The organism is Ensifer sp. LC163, from assembly GCF_001695855.1.
Taxonomy (GTDB): Bacteria; Pseudomonadota; Alphaproteobacteria; order Rhizobiales; family Rhizobiaceae; genus Ensifer.
This window is the reverse complement of record NZ_MBSS01000034.1, coordinates 354,632-372,566: the sequence shown is the minus strand read 5'-3', so window position 1 is coordinate 372,566 and position 17,935 is coordinate 354,632. Positions and strand designations below refer to the sequence as shown.

Genomic DNA, 17,935 nt, shown 5'->3' with positions numbered 1-17,935 from the left:
TTGCAGCCGTGTCGCAACGCAAGCTCATCCAGCTTGCTCGCCATCTCAACGACCAGCCGAGAAAGTGCCTGAATTACAGGACGCCGGCCGAAGTGTTCAGGGCACATTTGCAAGATGGACGCTGAACCCCTACCCTAAAAACCGGCATGATGCACTTCGGTTAGGATGTCCCTTACAGCGTCCTTAGCGCGTCATATTTGACGCGCGGCGCTGTAAAGTCTTTGATCTCCGTCACTACCCTGACATGCAAACCGCTCTATCTCTGCCGTGCAGTCGCGCGCTTCCTTGCGCGATAGCGTCAAGGATAGGAGAGACACATGTCCGATTTGATCGTTGTGGGATTCGATACGCCTGAAGAAGCCGACAAGGTTCTCGTCAAGCTCGCCGGCCTCAAGAAGGAATATCTGATCGATCTCGAGGACGCCGTCGTCGTCGTGCGTGACGCGGAAGGCAAGGTCCACCTCAAGCAAAGCCTCAACCTGACCGCGATCGGGGCGACCTCTGGCCTCTTGTCCGGCTCCATATGGGGCGGACTTGTCGGGTTGCTGTTCCTCAATCCGCTCGCCGGTTTTGCCATCGGCGGCGCGCTTGGCGCCGGTGCCGGCGCACTTTCCGGTTCGCTGACCGACTACGGCATCGACGACGAATTCATCAAATCGCTCGGCAACACCATCCCGAACAACTCCTCGGCGCTGTTCATCCTGGTGCGCAAGGTGCAGCCGGAAAAGGTTCTGGCCGAATTCTCGGGCCTGCGCGGCCGCGTTCTGAAAACATCGCTGTCGCCCGAGCAGGAGCAGAAGCTCCAGGCGGCACTTTCCGACGCCCAGACGCCTTCGCCGCAAGCCGGCACGTTCTAAGTGCGACGTTCCTGCGGGCGCAGTTCTTTGCCCGCAGGAACCACTGTCAGGCGCTGGCCGGTACGAAGGTCAACGCGAAACCATTGATGCAATGGCGCTTGCCGGTCGGCGGCGGACCATCGTCGAAGATGTGACCGAGATGCCCGCCGCAACGATGGCAGTGACATTCCGTGCGCGTCATGAACAGTGACGTGTCCTCACGTGTCGCCACGCCGCCGGGCAAGGACTGCCAGAAACTCGGCCAACCCGTGCCGCTGTCATATTTGGCTTCGGACGAATAGACCGGGAGCGCGCAGCCGGCGCATTGAAAGGTGCCCTTGCGCTTTTCATTGTTGAGTGCGCTGGTAAACGGACGCTCGGTGCCCTCCCGGCGCAGGATCCGGTACTGCTGGTCTGTCAGGATCGCCCGCCATTCAGCGTCGGTCTTGGTGACCTCGAACGTCTCGCCGGAGGCGGCGCGCGCCGAAAGCGGAAGGCCCTTCGCCAGCGCGATCGCGCTCAGCGTTCCGCCGAAGATCAGAAAATTCCGCCGGTTCACAATCGAACCCTCCTTGTCATGCCCTCGCGCCGCCGAGGTCGAAGATAGCCGCCGGCCGGTCACCCGGCAAAACAAGACCGATCAAAGCGCCGTGAAGGAGCAGAGTTGAAAAGGCCACCGATCGCAAGCGATCGATGGCAGGAGCGCCGGAGCCACGAGACCTCCGGCGGCGGATCGCCTGCGAATGTCCGCCGCGGCGATCCGGAGGAAGTGGAAGGGTCAACCCTTGGGCAGCAGCACCTTGTCGATCACGTGGATCACACCGTTCGACTGCTTGACGTCGGCGATGGTGACGGTGGCCGTGCCGCCGGTCTCGTCGGTGAGCGTGATCTTGCCGCCGTCATCCTTGGCCTTGAGGACGCAGCCGCCGACCGTCTTGACGTCATGTTCGCCGCCATCGTCCTTGACCATCTTGGCGATCGCCGAAGACATCGCATCGGCGGAAACGACATGGCAGGTGAGGACCTTGGTCAACTTGTCCTTGCTTTCCGGCTTCAGGAGCGTGTCGACCGTGCCGGCCGGCAGGGCGTCGAAGGCCTCGTTCGTCGGCGCAAACACCGTGAACGGGCCCTTGCCCTGCAGGGTCTCGACCAGACCGGCAGCCTTGACCGCCGCAACCAGCGTGGTGTGATCCTTCGAGTTGACGGCGTTTTCGACGATATTCTTGTCCGCATACATCGCCGCGCCACCGACCATCGGGTTTTCGGCATGGGCGATTGCAGCACTCGCGGTCAGTATGGCCATGGCTGCGAATGAACGGATACCAGAGGGGAACATCTTAGTCTTCCTTCCTGTTGAACCTGTCAGGGAGGCGACACCCAGCCGCCTCGTTGAAACTGCCGTTCCCTCCTCGGGAACATGACAAGCAACGGAAGCCTTGGAAAAAGAGTTTCAGGAAATTTCGGATTGCCGATCGGTTTGGCGAAAAATCACGTTGGACGCGGCCGAGGCTACGGAAACGGGAAGGAGCGCGCGTGCTGATTTAGAGATCGCGGGCCTTGCCGAGTGCGATGATCGGGCCGGTGGCCGATCCGGTCGGCGAGCCGCCGAGCGGCTCGATGCTGACGGCAAGAACCGATCCTCGCGAAAATTTCGCCCGCATGGCCGGGGCGATGATGATCTCGCCCTCACCGGTCTGGGGCAGCACCCCGAGGGAAACGGCCGGATTGTCGCCGTTGATGAGCCACAGTTCCAACGACTTCTGCTCCGCCTGCCGCGTGGCAACCGGTGTCACCCTCAGATGGCCGGAATCCCGATCGAAACGGGCGACGAGATCGACCGAAATACCTTTGCCGGTCATTTCGGCGACAAGCGGCCGGCCGCCGGAGGGCGGCGCAAACAGGCCCGCCATGGACGCGCCCATGATGGCGACCGCCGCGAGCGAGGCGAGTGCCAGGCCGCGCCACAGGGCAAGCGATTGCCAGAGACCCGCCCGCACCGGGACCGCGGTTGGCGACGACGCCGTTTCGAAAAGCCGGCGCTCGATCGCGGCGAACGTCCGTGCCGGCGGCACGACGGGATCATAGGCTTCGTCGAAAGAGGAAAGGTTGTTTTGCCAGCGCGTGACCATGGCGGCGAAGTGGCGGTCGGATGCAAGGCGAGCCTCGACCTTGCGGCGGTCGTCGGCGGACAGCACGCCCAGCACATATTCCCCGGCGATCACTTCGTCGCGGCGGAAATCTCCTTTGTCGGGGGTGGACGCTGTCATCGCTCCATGCACTCTCTCAACTTCAACAGGCTGCGCCTCAACCAAGTCCGCATCGTGTTCAGCGGCACAGCATATATTTCAGCCAGTTCCTGGTAACTCAGACCTTCGACATAGGCGCGCCGCACGGCGTCCGCCCGATCGTTCTCGAGCTCCTCCATGCATGCATCGATACGCCTGCCTTCTGCTCTGATCACTGCCGATTTTTCCGGATCGGCAGCAGGATCAGCCAAATCATAGGCTTCGTCAATCGCGTTGGCGATGGGTTTGCGCGCCCGGATCAAGTCGATGGCGCGGTTGCGCGCAATTGCCGCCAACCAGGACATCGGCGTCGGCTGGCCGGGAGAAAAACGGTCGGCGTGCTGCCAGATTCTGACGTAGATTTCCTGCAGCGCTTCTTCCGCTTCACTCCGATCTCCAAGGATACGCAGACAAATGGCGAAAAGTTTCGGACTGGTCAGCCGGTAAAGTTCGGTAAAGGCCGCGCGATCCCTGAGCGAAACACGGCCGAGCAGTCCGGAAATTTCGTCGTCGATCATTGCCAACCCGACCCGATGCATTCCTGAGACAGGACATAGGGCACAAATCGCGTTCCGCCAGCGTGCATCGTCATTGCTGTTTTATGTTGCTCGCCGATCATTCCATCGACCGGGAAGTTGCGCTAAACAGCAGCCGGTATTTTTCGAGGGTCCGCCATGTCCGCCAATGAAAGTGAAATCCAGGCACGCCTGCTTACCCAGGCCCTGCCCTACATGCAGCGTTACGAGAACAAGACGATCGTCGTGAAATACGGCGGCCACGCCATGGGCAATGCCGAACTCGGCCGCGCCTTTGCAAGCGACATCGCGCTGTTGAAGCAGTCGGGCGTCAACCCGATCGTCGTGCATGGCGGCGGCCCGCAGATCGGCGCGATGCTGACGAAGATGGGCATTGAATCGAAGTTCGAAGGCGGCCTGCGCGTCACCGACGAAAAGACCGTCGAGATCGTCGAGATGGTTCTGGCCGGCTCCATCAACAAGGAGATCGTCGCCCTCATCAACCAGACCGGCGAATGGGCGATCGGCCTTTGCGGCAAGGACGGCAACATGGTCTTCGCCGAAAAGGCGCGCAAGACCATCAAGGATCCGGATTCCAACATCGAGCGCGTGCTTGATCTCGGCTTCGTCGGCGAGGTGGTCGAGGTCGACCGCACGCTGATCGACCTGCTCGCCCGCTCGGAAATGATCCCGGTGATCGCACCGGTAGCGCCCGGCCGTGACGGACACACCTACAACATCAACGCCGACACCTTTGCCGGCGCCATCGCCGGCGCGCTGAACGCCACACGTCTCCTGTTCCTGACCGACGTTCCCGGCGTGCTCGACAAGGAAGGCAAGCTGATCAAGGAACTGTCCGTGGCACAGGCACGGGCGCTGATCGCCGACGGCACGATTTCCGGCGGCATGATCCCGAAGGTCGAGACCTGCATCGAAGCGATCAAGGCCGGCGTCCAGGGCGTCGTCATCCTCAACGGCAAGACGGCCCATTCGGTGCTGCTCGAAATCTTCACTGAGCGCGGCGCCGGCACGCTGATCGTTCCCTGATCTACAGCAAGCCGAAAAACATGAAAAAGTGGGATACGGTTCTGAGGCCGTATCCCGCTTTCATTTTGGGCCGATTGTTTACAGCGCCGCGCGTCTCTTTAGACGCGCAAAGGTCGCTGTAACACTTTGAGTTGCTGCATAATTTTGCCCTTAAATCGATTCCGACTTAAGGAATTATGCAGTAGCGCGTTTCCGATTTAAGCTCAGTCACAGAAACGCTCTATCTCTTGGTTTCTGCGCATTTCCTGACGGAACACCGCTTCGCACTTTGCCTGGAAATGCTCAGGCCTGGTAAACGGCCTGGGCTTCCTGCTTCAACTTTTCGATCATCGCCCGGTAGGGGAACGGGCCGTAGCTGACGCGGGCGACGCCGGCGCCGGCCAGCGTCTTCAGATCCGGCGCGCCGGGCCGCATCATCACATTGACCGGCAGGCTCGAGGCGGCACAGACCTTGGCGATCAGCCCGGCATCGACCAGCCACGGCACGAAGAAGCCGCTGGCGCCGGCGTCGGCAAAAGCTTTTCCGCGTGCAATCGCCTCGTCGACGAGGCCGGCATGGCGGGCGGAATCGCTCTCTTGCAGGAACAGATCGGTGCGGGCATTGATGAAGAAAGGCACGCCGCGGCGGTCCGCCATCTCGCGGATCGCACGGATGCGGGCGGCCTGCTTTTCGACCGCATGCACGCCTGATTTGCCGACCACCTGATCCTCGAAGTTGATGCCGATGGCACCGACGTCGATGAGACGCGAGACGTTGGCGGCCCCCGTTGCCGGATCGTCGGAATAGGCGCCCTCGAAATCGACCGTGACCGGCAGCTCCGTCGAGCAGACGATCAGCCGTGCGATATCGGCAAGCAGCGCGAGCGGAACCTTCTCGCCATCGCCGAAGCCATGCGCCGCGGCAATCGACCAGCTGCCGGTTGCGAGCGCCTTGGCTCCCGCCTCGGCGACGGCCTTGGCGCTGCCGGCGTCCCAGATATTGTAGAGCACCACCGGATCGCCCTTGCGATGCAGAGCGGCGAATTCAGTGGCCTTTTCAGTCTGGTTCATTGCATTTCCTCCGCAAACAATCCCACAGGTTTCATCTTGCCTTCGTGCCGGAGCAGCCATTGCTTGCGCCACAACCCACCGCCGTATCCCGTCAGCGAGCCATCGGAGCCGATGCAGCGGTGGCAGGGAATGACGATGGCAATCTGGTTGGACCCGTTGGCTTTGGCGACGGCACGTACGGCCTGGATCGTATCGACCTCGCGCGCGATGTCACCATAGGAACGCGTTTCGCCGAGCGGAATTTTCACGAGCTTCGCCCAGACCGCGCGCTCGAAGGCGGTGCCGCCAAGCGCCAGCGGCGTGCGGAACTCTGCGAGTTCGCCCGAGAAATAGGCCTTCAGCTCCGCTCCCATCTGGTCGATCGGCGCGGTGCGGCCCGGCACGATCGCCGAGCGGGTCTTACGCTTCAGGTTCTCCAGCTCGGTCGGCAGCGCCTTGCGGTCATGAAATTCAAGGATATGCAGATGCGTCTTGTCGGCGACTACCACCATCGGTCCGAGCGGCGTATCGATGCGGTCGGCAAACAGAAGCTCGCGGCCCTGCGACATTGCCGGCGCTTCGCCGAGCAATTTGGCAAAGGCGGCGCGAAAGCCGCTCGGCGATTCGTATCCAGCGTCGATCTGCGCATCGATGACCCGGCCGCCCTCGGCGAGCTGCCTTGCGGCAAGGCCCAGGCGTCGATGTCGGGCAAGGTCGAGAAAGGTGATGCCGAGGTTGCGCTTGAAGGCACGGCGAACGGTCGAGGGATCGTGTCCGCGCCGAACCAGGTCGTCTTCGGTCCAACGGCGCTCGGGCGCTGACTCCAGCGCCTGCAGCAGGTCATCGACCAGCGGATCCTTGGCGCCGACGGTCGCGAGCGGTTTGCAGCGCTGGCACGGGCGAAAACCGGTCTCGAGGCAGGTGCCGATCGAGCCGACGAAGATGGTGTTCTCGCGCTTCGGCTTGCGGGCGGGACAGGAGAGGCGGCAGAAAATGCCCGTCGTCTTGACGCAGACGAAGGCTGCGCCCTCGTATTCGGTGCTGCGCGCAATCAGCGCATCGTAGAGCGTTTCGTCGGAAGGAAGGTCGAACAACATGCAGCCTTTCTACCATGCCTCCGACGGGGCGGGCGCCGGTTTTCGGGCGTCTATTTTTTCCGGCGCAGCTCAGAGAAGGACGAGCGTCACCACACCGAGCACGATCAGGAGGCAGCCGAGGAGTTCGAGACGATTGATCCACTCGCGGAAGATGAAGAAGGACGAGGCGAATGTGAACAGCATCTCGACCTGTGCCACCACTTTCACGATCGCCGCCTGCTGCAACGTCATCGCCATGAACCAGCCGAAGGAAGCGGAGGCGCCGACGAAACCGACGACGAAGGCAGGCTTCCACGCAGCGGCGATGCGCTTCAACTCGGCCGGTTCGCGCAGCACGATCCAGATCAGCATGACAACCGTCTGCAGCAGAATGACGAAGCCGAGCGTGAAGCTGGCCTGCATCATGTAGTCCGGCGCCGGCAGGCTGGGCGCGAGCGCCAGCGAGGCCGAACGATAGGAAACGGCCGAAAGCCCGAAGAACGTTCCAGAGAGAAGGCCGATGCCGGCGGTGCGGCTGAAAACCGAGGTGACCAGCGAGCGCGGGCTGAGCGTCGTGCGGGCAACCGAAATCAGCATCACGCCGACGACGGAGATGGCGATCGCCACCAGCGTGCCCTCGCTCGCACGCTCGCCCAGAAAGATCAGACCGAAGAGCGCTGCCTGCGCCGGCTCGGTGCGCGAATAGGCGGTTCCAACCGCGAAATTGCGGAAGGAGAACAGGTGCACGAGCAGGAAGGTCGCCGCGATCTGCGCCAGCCCGCCGATCACCGCCCAGAGGAAGAAGGTGCCGTTCGGCACCGGCAGCGGATGGCCCGCCACGCGCCAGAGCACGAAAAGATAGAGAAACGCAAAAGGCAGGCCGAAACCGAAACGCACGAAGGTGGCGCCGGTCGTGCCCATGACGCCCTTCAGATGTTTCTGCATGGCGGAGCGGACATTCTGAAGGAAGGCCGCAGCGACGGTGATGAGTACCCAGGTTTCCATGGCTGCGAGCTAGCATGCGGGTCCGGATGTTGCCAAGAACTCCGTGTAGTCTCGGCGATTTAATCTGTCTTTTCCTGAACTTCCGCCAGGTCGCCGGCCTGACGGAACGTTAGCGGCGGCCCCTCTTCTTCGAAGGTCTTCACGCGCTGATCGTAGTTCGGCGCGATCGTGCCCAGCACGCGATCCCAGAAGGAGAAATAGTTGGCGTAGTTGTACCTGAAGCCGGAATGATGCTGGTCATGGAACGTCGTGCACAACAGAGGGGACGGATAACGCGCCGTCGACGAGGCGAAGTACTCGAAGCCGCAGTGCCCGATCATGCCGTTGAAATGTTCGAACAGTCGGTGTCCGATGAGGATCGCTGGCGGAAACGGGACGACGAAAACGATGACGGCTGAAAAACTCTGCAAAAGGAAGTTGTCGAAGACATCCTCCGAATAGGTGCTCCAGATCGTCGGTGCGACGCTTCTGTGATGAAGGGCGTGCAGCGAATAGAGCCACTTGGTGTGCAGCAGCCGATGCATGAAATAGAACCAGGTATCGTAGAGGAACATGCACAGGATGAAGAGCGGCGCCGCCGCCCACCAATTGAAGGTCCAGGGTGCCGGCGCCCAGCCCTTTTGCTGGGCGTAGAGGCCGATCGTCAACGGCAGGCAGGCGCTGAACATCGACGCCAGGCTCTGGCGGATCTCCGCCTTGCGGCGCTTGTCAGAACCGCGTCCCTTCTGAATCTTTCTCTCTGGATTGCGCCCGTTGAACCAGGTGAGGCCGTAGCCGAGAGCGAAATAGGTAACGACTGTCGTGGCGTAAAACCCGAACAGAAACAGCAGATAGAACAGTTCGTCCGACATTGGCATCTGCCGTCCCAGGTCAAAAACCGCGCCGGCCGAAAGATGCCATGCCGTTTTGGCAAGTCAAAGTGGAAATGTGCACGTCGGCAGGACAACCCACGCTCGGACGTGCATTTTGTCGTTTGCCGCCATTCACCGCCATGTCATAAGGCGGTCATGAAAAAGCTCGACCGCCTGCCGACCCACGACGAATTCGCCCATGTCACCGACTGGGTCTTCGACCTGGACAACACGCTCTACCCGCATCACGTCAATCTGTTCTCGCAGATCGACCGCAACATGACGGCTTACGTTTCGGCGCTGCTGTCGCTCGAGCCGGCGGATGCGAAGAAGCTGCAGAAGGACTACTACCGCGACCACGGCACGACGCTCAAAGGCCTGATGATCCATCACGGCATCGACCCGAACGACTTCTTGGAAAAGGCGCATGCGATCGACTACAGCATCGTGCCGCCGGACCCGACGCTGGGTGAGGCCATCAAGGCGCTGCCGGGGCGCAAGTTCATCTTTACCAACGGCAGTGTCGCCCATGCGGAGATGACCGCGCGGGCGCTCGGCATTCTCGATCACTTCAGCGACATCTTCGATATCGTCGCTGCCGATTTCGTGCCGAAGCCGGCCGGCGAAACCTATGACAAGTTCATGAGCCTGCACCGGGTCGATACTCGAAATGCCGTGATGTTCGAGGATCTGCCGCGCAATCTCCTGGTTCCGAAAACGCTTGGGATGAAGACGGTACTATTGGTGCCGCGCAACTTCGAATACGAGTTCGCCGAATCCTGGGAGCAGTCCGGAGACGAGGACGAGCAGATCGATTACGTCACCGAGGATCTCGCCGGCTTCCTCAGGCGCGTGGTCGCCGACCTCTGACGTCGACACAATTTGGCCAGCGAAAAACCCCTTTCCGGCCAAAGACTTAAATTACCAAAGTTTAACTGGTGCCTGTCTTCCAGCGGCCTATCATTCGTTCAGGGATAACCCGATCGAAAGGAAGCATGATGCGGAACAGAACCCTGATCCTTGGCGTGACCGCCCTTGCCGTCGCCATCACCGGAATGGCTGCGCCATCATTTGCCGCCAGAGACAAGATGACGCCCGAGCAGCGGGCCGAACGCATGATCAAGCGACTGGACACCAACAGCGATTCCAAGGTTTCGCTTGACGAGTTTCAGGCGCGCATGACCACGAACTTCAAAACCTTCGACACCAATGGCGATGGCCAGATCAGCGCCGACGAGATGAAGGCGAAGCGTCAGGCGTTCCGCGACGCCCGCAAGGCCTGGCATGAAGCCAAGGCCAAGGAAGGCAAGGAACGCGACGCGGCCCTTGCCCAGCTTAGGGAAGCACGACCGGCCATGATCCCCGGTATGCGGCCCAAGGCCTTCAAGCGGGTCGACACCGACGGCAACGGCTCCTTAAGCGCTGCCGAAGTCGCAAGCGCGAGCGAGAAGATGTTCAAGCGCCGCGACAAGAATGGTGACGGCGTCATCGAGGCCGCCGACTTCAGCAAGAAGATCTAGAGCGCTTCTGGCTCAGACGGAGTCGCAGAAACGCTCTATCCCTTTGTTTTTACGCATTTCCTGACGGAAAGCCGCTTCGCACTTTTCCCGGAAATGCTCTACTGCATGATTCCTTAAATCGGAATCGATTTAAGGACAAAATTATGCAGCAACTCAAAGTGTTACAGCGACCTTTGCGCGTCTAAATAGACGCGCGGCGCTGTAACCCGGATGACGACACCATCCCCTGCCCGGTGGAGCGTGTCGTCTGCGTGGCGCCTCCCCCTCGCATCGGACGCGATTGCAAGGGGGAGGCGTGAATTGCCGCAAGTTCCCATCCTCCCGAAACGACAACGCCGCGCGTCAACTCGAGAACGCGCGGCGTTGTTTATGCATCGGACGAGTATTCCGCCCTCAGGCGGGTACGGCTTTCTATCGCCTGCCGTTTGCCATCGGCACAGCTTTGGAATCGACGGTTTGATAGAAGCTGGAGATAATCTCCCAGGCTTCTTCGGCAGTGTCTACGAACCGCAGCAAGTCCACATCATTCGGTGCGATCGTGCCGAACTCGGCGAGCGCCTCGAAATTGATGATGGTGCGCCAAAATTTCTCGCCGAAGAGGATCAACGGTACCAGAGCCATACGTCCGGTCTGCATCAGCGTCATCGTCTCGAACAGTTCGTCGAGCGTTCCGAACCCACCGGGGAAGACCACCACCGCCTTCGCGCGCAGCAGGAAATGCATCTTGCGGATAGCGAAATAGTGGAAATTGAACGACAGCTCGGGCGTGACGAAGCGGTTCGGCGCCTGCTCGTGCGGCAGCACGATGTTGAGGCCGATCGACGGCGCGCCGACGTCGTCGGCGCCGCGGTTACCCGCCTCCATCACACCCGGGCCACCGCCCGTGACAACCACGTATTCCTTATGGCGCAGCTTCGCGGAATGCTCAGAGCAAAGCCGCGCGAACTTGCGCGCCTCGGCGTAGTAGACCGAGGCAGCTTCGAGGTTCTTGCGCTGGGTATCGTTCTTGGCCGCCCAGGCATTGCCGCCGGGCTCGGGAATGCGAGCGCCACCGAACATCACCACGGTCGAGTTGATGCCGTGCTCTTCCAGCATCATCTCGGTCTTCAACAGCTCGAGCTGCAAACGCACCGGGCGCAATTCTTCACGGCAGAGGAAGTCGTCGTCGATGTAGGCCAAACGATAGGCCGGCGAGGCCGATTGTGGCGTGAGCGGAACGGTCTGCGCCCGTTGCCGGCTCTGCGAGCTATCCGCCAGCGGATCCCAAACCCCATCCTTACGGCGCAGACTGCGCTTCTTCATGCGTGCCATGCTATCGTCTTTCCCGTCGCGTTCCGGACAATCGGCATCTCGGGCGGACGCGTTCTGTCCCGTTTCATCGGTCATGAATGCCCCTGATGCCGGAGTCGTCCGGGCTTGCCAAGCCCTGCCGGGACAGGCCGCGCCAAAAAGCAGTACAACTTTTCCGGACCGGGCCTCGGGCGCCATGCATTCCAGCCGGTGTAGAACACCATGGCTGTTCATCGCGTCGCTGCTTAATTTTGTCCTTAAATCGATTCCGATTTGCGGAATTATGCAGTAGAGCTTTCGCAGGATAACCGCTGAACTTTAAGGAATTCCGATGACGAACCACAACCTCGCCGCCCTGTCGCAGACGATCGACACCGCCTTTGATGAACGCGATTCCGTAAACACCGGAACGCGCGGCGCGGTGCGCGATGCCGTGGAGACGGCACTGAACCTGCTCGACAGCGGCAAGGTGCGGGTGGCCGAGCGTGGCGCCGACGGTAACTGGACCGTCAATCAATGGCTGAAGAAAGCCGTGCTGCTCTCCTTCCGTCTCAACCCGATGGAAATCGTCCGGGGCGGCCCGGGCGAATCCGTCTGGTGGGACAAGGTCGCTTCCAAGTTCGACGGCTGGAGCGTCAACGAATTCGAGAAGGCCGGCTTCCGCGCCGTGCCGAACTGCGTCGTGCGCCGCTCGGCCTATATTGCGCCGAACGCGATTCTGATGCCGTCCTTCGTCAACCTCGGCGCCTATGTCGGCGAAGGCACGATGGTCGACACCTGGGCCACCGTCGGCTCCTGCGCCCAGATCGGCAAGAACGTGCATCTCTCCGGCGGCGTCGGCATCGGCGGCGTGCTGGAGCCGATGCAGGCCGGCCCGACGATCATCGAGGACAATTGCTTCATCGGCGCCCGCTCCGAGGTCGTCGAAGGCTGCATCGTGCGCGAGGGCTCGGTTCTCGGCATGGGCGTCTTCATCGGCAAGTCGACCAAGATCGTCGACCGCGCCACCGGCGAAGTGACCTATGGCGAAGTACCGCCCTACTCCGTCGTCGTCGCCGGCTCGATGCCCTCGGGCTCGACCATGGGCAACGGCCAGCCGGCTCCGAACCTCTATTGCGCTGTCATCGTCAAGCGCGTCGACGAGAAGACCCGCTCCAAGACCGGCATCAACGAACTGCTTCGAGACTGATCCGATGACACCGGAGGGGCGGCAGCCGAGCATGACCTGGCTGTTCTTCAGCCCCTCCGGTCGCATCACCCGCCTGCCGTTTTTCCTCTCCTGGCTTTTCTGGCTGCTGATCGGCGGCTTTGTCGTCGCGCAGATGTTCGCCAATGAGAGCCACAAGACCGCGCTGGCGCTCTGGACGCTGGCGCTGATCGTGTCCGGCATCGTTTCCACGCTTTCGATCGCCATGCTGGCAATCAAGCGGCTGCACGATATCGGCTACCCCGGACCACTCGCGCTCTGCTTGTTCATCCCGGTCTTGAGCCCCATCGTCTTCATTGCGCTCTGCCTCTGGCCGGGCATCCAAGGCCCGAACGAATTCGGCCAACGCAGCGACGAACCCGGCGCCTGAGCGGCGCACTGTACATTTCAGGCCCGAACGCGTATGTAGCGCGCCATGAACAGGCCGGCGACAAGATGCTGGCCGCGGCAATCGGCGCCTGATGACGACCTGATCCAAGGTCTTGTTCGTTTACCGGCGCGAAAACCGAAATCCGAAAGACGAGAGATGACAGAATTCGAAGGGATCGCGCCTGCGATCGCCGAGGCGTTGGCAAAACGCGGTTACAACGAGTTGACGCCGGTTCAAAAGGCGATGCGCGATCCGGATCTGGCGGGCAAGGATGCGCTGGTTTCGGCCCAGACCGGCTCCGGCAAGACCGTCGCCTTCGGCCTGGCGCTGGCCCCGACCCTGCTTGGCGATCAACGCCGCTTCAGCGCGGCCGGCGCGCCGCTGGCGCTTGTCATCGCGCCGACACGCGAACTGGCGCTGCAGGTCAAGCGCGAGCTCGAATGGCTCTATGAGCAGACCGGCGCGACGATCGCTTCGTGTGTCGGCGGCATGGACATGCGCACCGAGAAGCGCACGCTGGAGCGCGGCGCCCACATCGTCGTCGGCACGCCCGGACGCCTTTGCGACCATATCCGCCGCAACTCGCTGGATATTTCTTCGTTGCGTGCCGTCGTGCTCGACGAGGCCGACGAGATGCTCGACCTCGGCTTCCGCGAGGATCTCGAGTTCATCCTCGAGGAATCCCCCGACGAACGCCGCACGCTGATGTTCTCGGCAACCGTGCCGCGCTCGATCGCGACGCTTGCCAAGAACTATCAGCGCGACGCCGTGCGCATCAGCACCGCTTCGGAACAGAAGCAGCATGTCGATATCGAATATCGCGCGCTGACCGTTGCGTCGAACGATCGCGAAAACGCGATCATCAACGTCCTGCGCTACTACGAAGCGAAGAACGCCATCGTCTTCTGCTCGACCCGTGCCGCCGTCAATCATCTGACCGCCCGCTTCAACAACCGCGGCTTCTCGGTCGTGGCGCTGTCGGGCGAACTCAGCCAGAACGAACGCACGCACGCGCTGCAGGCCATGCGCGACGGACGCGCCCGCGTCTGCATCGCCACCGACGTGGCCGCCCGCGGCATCGACCTGCCCGGCCTGGAGCTGGTCATTCACGCCGACCTGCCGACCAACCCGGATACGCTTTTGCACCGCAGCGGACGCACCGGACGCGCCGGCCAGAAGGGTGTCAGCGCCTTGATCGTGCCGATCAACGCGCGCCGCAAGGCCGAGCGCCTGCTCGAAAACGCCCGCATCACCGCCAACTGGGCCCGCCCGCCGTCAGCCGACGAGGTCAGCCGCCGCGACGACGAGCGCCTGCTTGCCGACACGAGCTTTGCCGAACCGATCCGCGAAGACGAAGAGGCGATCGTGCGCGCCCTGATCGAGCTTCACGGCGCCGAACAGATGGCTGCCGCCTTCGTGCGCCAGTTCCGCTCGGGCCGGTCCGCCCCGGAAGACCTGATCGAGGTTGCCGTCGGCGACAACCGCGCCAAGCCGCGCCGCGATGAGCGCGCCGCACCGCGCGAAGACTTCGACGCGCCGCGCGCCGATTTCAGCGACGGCAGCTGGTTCTCGCTTTCGGTTGGCCGCAAGCAGAATGCCGAGCCGCGCTGGCTGATCCCGATGCTGTGCCGTCACGGCAAGCTGACCAAGCGCGACATCGGCGCCATCCGCATGCAGCCGGAAGAGACTTTTGTCGAGATGACGTCGGAGGGTGCCGAGCGCTTCCTGTCGGCGATCGGCAAGGAGGCCATGCTGGAGAAGGGCATCCGGGTGAAGACGCTCGCCGGCGCACCCGATCTGTCGCAGCAGCGCCAGGAGAAGCCGAGCTTCTCGAAGGACAAACCGAGCTTTTCCAAGGAGAAATCGGGCTTCGCCAAGAAGCGGCCGTACTCTGACGATGCCGCGCGGAGCGACGAGCGCGGCGACTTCAAGCCGAAGCGCAAGTTCGATAAGAAGCCGGGCTATTCCGCTGGCCCCGCCCACACCGAAGACCGGCCGCCCGAAAAGCGCGACGACAAGCCCTGGACCAAGAAAAAGGCCAAGCCGAATGCCGGCAAAGACGGCGGCTTCAAGCCCAAGCCCAAGGGCAGCAACGCCAAGAACCGCCAGAGCTAAGCTCGACGCGCACACGCCGTCACAGAACATCAAAAGCGCCGCGATCTGATCGCGGCGCTTTTTTTGTCCGGGATTGGGAAGGCTTGCCGCGTCAGGCTTCGAGGAAGCGAAGGCCGGCGACGGCGACGATGATCATGGCGATGCAGGTGATCCGCATCCAGGAGACGGGATCACCGAACAGCACGATGCCAAGCACGGTAATGCCGACGGAGCCGATGCCGGTCCAGGCGGCGTAGGCGGTGCCGGCCGGCAGGTCGCGCATGGCGATCGTCAGGAGGTAGACGCTGCCCAGAGCCGCCGCAATGCCGACGACGCTCGGCAGCAGTTTCGTCCAGCCTTCGGCATATTTGAGCGCCAGGCCCATGATGATTTCAATCAGGCTCGCCGCTATCAGGATGATCCATGCCATTACCGTCTCCATCAAAAATTTTCATCTGGAGAACAATCTGGTAAGACAGGCACCGAAGAGCAATTACGCACCTTTTGGTAACTATAGAAATGGCGACCGACCTGACTGAAGCGCCCTTTACCTCCATCCCGGATGTCTTCGACCCGGCTTGCTCCTCACGCCATGCGCTCGAGTTGATCGCCAGCAAATGGGCGATGCTGATCATCTCGGCGCTTGAGGAGGGGCCCATGCGCAACGCCGCATTGATGCGCCGCCTCGGCGATGTCTCGCAGAAGATGCTGACCCAGACGCTGAAGGAGCTCGAGCGCAATGGCCTCGTCATTCGCGAGGACAAGAAGACCGTGCCGCCGCACGTGGAATACAGCCTCAGCCCTGTCGGCCGTTCGCTCAGCGAAACCCTGCTGGTGCTTGATCGCTGGGCCGAAACGCATTTCGGCGCCCTCGATGCAGCGCGTGAACGCTACGACGCCGAGCGAGGAAAATAGTTCTATTCACCGTCGAGCTGCGACTGGGCGACGACTTTCACCACCCAATCGGCAAAGACCCGCAAGCGGCTGCTCAGGTGCCGGTTGGGCGGATAGACGAGATAGATCGGCTCCGGATCGATCTGCCAGTCGGCGAGCACCGGGACCATCGTACCGGCGCGCAGATCGTCGCGCACCATGAAGTGCGGCACCTGGATAACGCCCAGACCGGCGCGCGCGGCGGCAAGATAGGTGGTCGCCTCGTTTGCCGCGACGCTGTAACGACCCTGGATCTCCATCTCTTCGTTGCCGCGCCGGAAATGGTAAGGCATCTGCTGTCCGGTCTTCGACATGAAGTAGCCGACGACAGAGCAATTCTTTGCGAGGTCAGAAGGATGCTGCGGCATGGCGTGCCGCTTGAGATATTCCGGTGAGGCGCAGGTGATGAATTTCATCTCCGTGATGCGTCGGGCGATCAGCGACTGGTCCGTGAGCGCACCGCCGCGGATGGCGCAATCGACATTCTCCGCCAGATAGTCGACCGTGCGGTCGGAAACGCCGAGATCGATCTGGATATCGGGATATTTTCTCTGAAACTCGGGAAGTGCTGGAACGATGATCAGGTTGGCGAAGGCACTCGCCGTCTCGACACGAAGCCGCCCCTTTGGCAGACCCTGGGCGATCGAGAGACTGCCGTCCAGTTCGTCGAGGTCGGAGAGCAGGCGGGCAGCGCGTTCGTAGTAGAGCGCGCCATCCGGCGTCACCAGAACCCGCCGCGTCGTACGGTTGAGCAGTTTGGTGCGCAGGTGCGCCTCCAATCCCTGGATGAGATTGGTGACGGTCGCCTTGGGCATATTGAGCGAAGCGGAAGCACGCGTGAAATTGCCGGTTTCGACAACGCGGAGAAACGCGCGCATGGCCGTGATCTGGTCCATTTTCAATAGCCATGATTGTTCGAGATACTGAATAGTGTAGTCGGATTGGACGGACTATTCCAGACAGAAGACAATGTTATTCTCCCATCATGGCGGGTTGCCGCCTCATGTGGGATGGCCCCGTGGCAAAGGCAAGAGAGATGGGCGAACGCTTTACAGTAGAGACGATGCAGACGGGCAAAGGCTCGTGCCCGGCACGTGTCTATCGTGGCGAAGCGCTGCTCAATCCGCCACCCGTGGTGCTGCACCTGCATGGCGGTTCCTTCGTCGGCAGTTCGATCGCCGCCGGCGAGCGCGTCGCCAAGGCGCTTGCGGCAGCCGGTGCCATCGTCATCTCGCCGGAATATTCGTCGGCCTGCCTCAATCCGTTTCCGGCCGCACTCGACGTCACCTATTCCATGCTTTCCTCGATGCGCGCGCGGTGCCCGCAATTCGCGCACAAAAAGTCGATGCTGTTCATCGCCGGCGAGGAGGCGGGCGGCAACGTGGCGGCCGGTGTGGCGCTGATGGCCCGCGACCAGTTCCTCACCGACCTCAAGGGGCAGATCCTCCTGTCGCCGATGCTGGATCCATGCCTGGCGACCGCGTCGTTTCGCAAATACTGTCCCGAGGCTTCGGTGCAATCGATCGCCGAAGGCTGGCAACGGTATCTCGGCGAATGCGGTGGCTTCACGCATCCCTATGCGGCGCCTGCGCACTGTACGCGGTTGGCCGGCCTTGTTCCCTCGCTGATCCTGACCAGCGAGGAATGCCCGATGCGCGACGAGACTGCGGCCTATGCAGACCGCCTTCGCCAGGCGGGTGTGAGCGTTCAATCCCATATCCTTCCCGGTCGTGCCGGCTGGATACCGGAAAACACGGTGAGCACGGAAACCTGGGCATCCCAGGAAGAAACGATTACCGGCATCTTTTCCCGCTTCTTTCAACAGGCGGGGGCGAAGCCGGCGGAAATGACGATGCGTTAGGCGAGGACGACAGGGC

Annotated in this window: 20 protein-coding genes and 1 pseudogene; 10 read left to right on the top strand and 11 right to left on the bottom strand. The window is 61.9% G+C overall.

Annotated features, from left to right (window positions below):
• Together BC360_RS31895 and BC360_RS24415 are read left to right on the top strand one after the other, a co-directional pair.
• Nucleotides 1-125: pseudogene (locus tag BC360_RS31895) on the top strand (IS30 family transposase); the annotation flags it as partial.
• Nucleotides 126-317: 192 nt separating this feature from the next.
• Nucleotides 318-857 (top strand): DUF1269 domain-containing protein, encoded by a 540-nt coding sequence (locus tag BC360_RS24415; RefSeq protein ID WP_053248837.1) that lies wholly within the window; start codon nt 318-320, stop codon nt 855-857.
• Between the two features lie 46 nt (nt 858-903).
• Here BC360_RS24415 and msrB read toward each other — a convergent pair whose 3' ends face one another.
• From msrB to BC360_RS24395, 4 genes are all read right to left on the bottom strand, one after another.
• Nucleotides 904-1,398, bottom strand: a complete 495-nt coding sequence (gene msrB, locus BC360_RS24410; protein WP_065797200.1) for a peptide-methionine (R)-S-oxide reductase MsrB — start codon at nt 1,396-1,398, stop codon at nt 904-906.
• A 216-nt stretch (nt 1,399-1,614) separates the two neighbouring features.
• Nucleotides 1,615-2,172, bottom strand: a complete 558-nt coding sequence (locus BC360_RS24405; RefSeq protein ID WP_065797176.1) for a fasciclin domain-containing protein — start codon at nt 2,170-2,172, stop codon at nt 1,615-1,617.
• 205 nt (nt 2,173-2,377) lie between these two features.
• Nucleotides 2,378-3,103: an anti-sigma factor domain-containing protein gene (locus BC360_RS24400; RefSeq protein WP_065797175.1), complete on the bottom strand. Its 726-nt coding sequence runs from the start codon at nt 3,101-3,103 to the stop codon at nt 2,378-2,380.
• Entirely contained in the window at nt 3,100-3,639 is a 540-nt protein-coding gene (locus tag BC360_RS24395) for a sigma-70 family RNA polymerase sigma factor (RefSeq protein ID WP_065797174.1), read from the bottom strand. The genes BC360_RS24400 and BC360_RS24395 overlap by 4 nt, the downstream gene beginning before the upstream one ends.
• 156 nt (nt 3,640-3,795) lie before the next feature.
• Between BC360_RS24395 and argB the strand changes: the two genes are divergently transcribed.
• A complete protein-coding gene (argB, locus tag BC360_RS24390) occupies nt 3,796-4,683 on the top strand; it encodes an acetylglutamate kinase (RefSeq protein WP_053248842.1) in 888 nt (295 codons plus the stop codon).
• A 282-nt stretch (nt 4,684-4,965) separates the two neighbouring features.
• Here the strand turns inward: argB and BC360_RS24385 are convergent, their stop codons facing one another.
• From BC360_RS24385 to BC360_RS24370, 4 genes are all read right to left on the bottom strand, one after another.
• Nucleotides 4,966-5,733, bottom strand: coding sequence for an isocitrate lyase/PEP mutase family protein (locus BC360_RS24385; RefSeq protein WP_065783313.1), 768 nt, complete (start codon nt 5,731-5,733; stop codon nt 4,966-4,968).
• Nucleotides 5,730-6,809, bottom strand: coding sequence for a bifunctional transcriptional activator/DNA repair enzyme AdaA (locus BC360_RS24380; protein WP_065797173.1), 1,080 nt, complete (start codon nt 6,807-6,809; stop codon nt 5,730-5,732). Before BC360_RS24380 ends, BC360_RS24385 begins: the two co-directional genes overlap by 4 nt.
• 69 nt (nt 6,810-6,878) lie before the next feature.
• Nucleotides 6,879-7,793 carry a DMT family transporter gene (locus tag BC360_RS24375; protein ID WP_065797172.1) on the bottom strand — a complete coding sequence of 305 codons (915 nt, stop codon included), beginning with the start codon at nt 7,791-7,793 and terminating at the stop codon, nt 6,879-6,881.
• Between the two features lie 59 nt (nt 7,794-7,852).
• The gene (locus BC360_RS24370) at nt 7,853-8,644 is read right to left on the bottom strand and encodes a sterol desaturase family protein (protein ID WP_065797171.1); all 792 of its coding nucleotides are present in this window, start codon (nt 8,642-8,644) and stop codon (nt 7,853-7,855) included.
• 156 nt (nt 8,645-8,800) lie between these two features.
• On the opposite strand from BC360_RS24370, the gene BC360_RS24365 reads away from it, so the two are divergent.
• Nucleotides 8,801-9,514, top strand: a complete 714-nt coding sequence (locus BC360_RS24365; RefSeq protein WP_083222708.1) for a pyrimidine 5'-nucleotidase — start codon at nt 8,801-8,803, stop codon at nt 9,512-9,514.
• A 128-nt stretch (nt 9,515-9,642) separates the two neighbouring features.
• A complete protein-coding gene (locus tag BC360_RS24360) occupies nt 9,643-10,164 on the top strand; it encodes an EF-hand domain-containing protein (RefSeq protein WP_161491393.1) in 522 nt (173 codons plus the stop codon).
• A gap of 411 nt (nt 10,165-10,575) precedes the next feature.
• Here BC360_RS24360 and BC360_RS24355 read toward each other — a convergent pair whose 3' ends face one another.
• Complete coding sequence (locus tag BC360_RS24355; protein ID WP_065783307.1) at nt 10,576-11,475, bottom strand: LOG family protein; 900 nt, start codon at nt 11,473-11,475, stop codon at nt 10,576-10,578.
• Between the two features lie 310 nt (nt 11,476-11,785).
• Here BC360_RS24355 and dapD point away from each other — a divergent pair, with 310 nt between their 5' ends.
• The 3 genes from dapD to BC360_RS24340 all read left to right on the top strand — a co-directional run bounded on the left by dapD (nt 11,786) and on the right by BC360_RS24340 (nt 15,146).
• Entirely contained in the window at nt 11,786-12,643 is an 858-nt protein-coding gene (gene dapD / locus BC360_RS24350) for a 2,3,4,5-tetrahydropyridine-2,6-dicarboxylate N-succinyltransferase (RefSeq protein ID WP_065797169.1), read from the top strand.
• A 4-nt stretch (nt 12,644-12,647) separates the two neighbouring features.
• Complete coding sequence (locus BC360_RS24345) at nt 12,648-13,031, top strand: DUF805 domain-containing protein (protein ID WP_065783305.1); 384 nt, start codon at nt 12,648-12,650, stop codon at nt 13,029-13,031.
• Between the two features lie 156 nt (nt 13,032-13,187).
• Nucleotides 13,188-15,146, top strand: coding sequence for a DEAD/DEAH box helicase (locus tag BC360_RS24340; RefSeq protein WP_065797168.1), 1,959 nt, complete (start codon nt 13,188-13,190; stop codon nt 15,144-15,146).
• A 91-nt stretch (nt 15,147-15,237) separates the two neighbouring features.
• Here BC360_RS24340 and BC360_RS24335 read toward each other — a convergent pair whose 3' ends face one another.
• Nucleotides 15,238-15,555 carry a DMT family transporter gene (locus BC360_RS24335; RefSeq protein ID WP_065783303.1) on the bottom strand — a complete coding sequence of 106 codons (318 nt, stop codon included), beginning with the start codon at nt 15,553-15,555 and terminating at the stop codon, nt 15,238-15,240.
• A gap of 89 nt (nt 15,556-15,644) precedes the next feature.
• On the opposite strand from BC360_RS24335, the gene BC360_RS24330 reads away from it, so the two are divergent.
• The gene (locus BC360_RS24330; RefSeq protein WP_065783302.1) at nt 15,645-16,040 is read left to right on the top strand and encodes a winged helix-turn-helix transcriptional regulator; all 396 of its coding nucleotides are present in this window, start codon (nt 15,645-15,647) and stop codon (nt 16,038-16,040) included.
• Nucleotides 16,041-16,042: 2 nt separating this feature from the next.
• On the opposite strand, the gene BC360_RS24325 is transcribed toward BC360_RS24330, so the two are convergent.
• Nucleotides 16,043-16,954 (bottom strand): LysR family transcriptional regulator, encoded by a 912-nt coding sequence (locus tag BC360_RS24325; protein WP_065783301.1) that lies wholly within the window; start codon nt 16,952-16,954, stop codon nt 16,043-16,045.
• A gap of 140 nt (nt 16,955-17,094) precedes the next feature.
• On the opposite strand from BC360_RS24325, the gene BC360_RS24320 reads away from it, so the two are divergent.
• The gene (locus BC360_RS24320) at nt 17,095-17,919 is read left to right on the top strand and encodes an alpha/beta hydrolase (protein ID WP_065797167.1); all 825 of its coding nucleotides are present in this window, start codon (nt 17,095-17,097) and stop codon (nt 17,917-17,919) included.
• The last annotated feature ends 16 nt before the right edge of the window (nt 17,920-17,935 follow it).

What these genes read in the sequence shown, in the direction of transcription:
- BC360_RS24415 (WP_053248837.1), top strand. Translation starts at nt 318, where the DNA reads ATGTCCGATTTGATCGTTGTGGGATTCGATACGCCTGAAGAAGCCGAC.
- BC360_RS24405 (WP_065797176.1), bottom strand. Translation starts at nt 2,172, where the DNA reads ATGTTCCCCTCTGGTATCCGTTCATTCGCAGCCATGGCCATACTGACC.
- BC360_RS24400 (WP_065797175.1), bottom strand. Translation starts at nt 3,103, where the DNA reads ATGACAGCGTCCACCCCCGACAAAGGAGATTTCCGCCGCGACGAAGTG.
- BC360_RS24395 (WP_065797174.1), bottom strand. Translation starts at nt 3,639, where the DNA reads ATGATCGACGACGAAATTTCCGGACTGCTCGGCCGTGTTTCGCTCAGG.
- argB (WP_053248842.1), top strand. Translation starts at nt 3,796, where the DNA reads ATGTCCGCCAATGAAAGTGAAATCCAGGCACGCCTGCTTACCCAGGCC.
- BC360_RS24385 (WP_065783313.1), bottom strand. Translation starts at nt 5,733, where the DNA reads ATGAACCAGACTGAAAAGGCCACTGAATTCGCCGCTCTGCATCGCAAG.
- BC360_RS24380 (WP_065797173.1), bottom strand. Translation starts at nt 6,809, where the DNA reads ATGTTGTTCGACCTTCCTTCCGACGAAACGCTCTACGATGCGCTGATT.
- BC360_RS24375 (WP_065797172.1), bottom strand. Translation starts at nt 7,793, where the DNA reads ATGGAAACCTGGGTACTCATCACCGTCGCTGCGGCCTTCCTTCAGAAT.
- BC360_RS24370 (WP_065797171.1), bottom strand. Translation starts at nt 8,644, where the DNA reads ATGTCGGACGAACTGTTCTATCTGCTGTTTCTGTTCGGGTTTTACGCC.
- BC360_RS24365 (WP_083222708.1), top strand. Translation starts at nt 8,801, where the DNA reads ATGAAAAAGCTCGACCGCCTGCCGACCCACGACGAATTCGCCCATGTC.
- BC360_RS24360 (WP_161491393.1), top strand. Translation starts at nt 9,643, where the DNA reads ATGCGGAACAGAACCCTGATCCTTGGCGTGACCGCCCTTGCCGTCGCC.
- BC360_RS24355 (WP_065783307.1), bottom strand. Translation starts at nt 11,475, where the DNA reads ATGGCACGCATGAAGAAGCGCAGTCTGCGCCGTAAGGATGGGGTTTGG.
- dapD (WP_065797169.1), top strand. Translation starts at nt 11,786, where the DNA reads ATGACGAACCACAACCTCGCCGCCCTGTCGCAGACGATCGACACCGCC.
- BC360_RS24345 (WP_065783305.1), top strand. Translation starts at nt 12,648, where the DNA reads ATGACACCGGAGGGGCGGCAGCCGAGCATGACCTGGCTGTTCTTCAGC.
- BC360_RS24340 (WP_065797168.1), top strand. Translation starts at nt 13,188, where the DNA reads ATGACAGAATTCGAAGGGATCGCGCCTGCGATCGCCGAGGCGTTGGCA.
- BC360_RS24335 (WP_065783303.1), bottom strand. Translation starts at nt 15,555, where the DNA reads ATGGCATGGATCATCCTGATAGCGGCGAGCCTGATTGAAATCATCATG.
- BC360_RS24330 (WP_065783302.1), top strand. Translation starts at nt 15,645, where the DNA reads ATGGCGACCGACCTGACTGAAGCGCCCTTTACCTCCATCCCGGATGTC.
- BC360_RS24325 (WP_065783301.1), bottom strand. Translation starts at nt 16,954, where the DNA reads ATGGACCAGATCACGGCCATGCGCGCGTTTCTCCGCGTTGTCGAAACC.
- BC360_RS24320 (WP_065797167.1), top strand. Translation starts at nt 17,095, where the DNA reads ATGGGCGAACGCTTTACAGTAGAGACGATGCAGACGGGCAAAGGCTCG.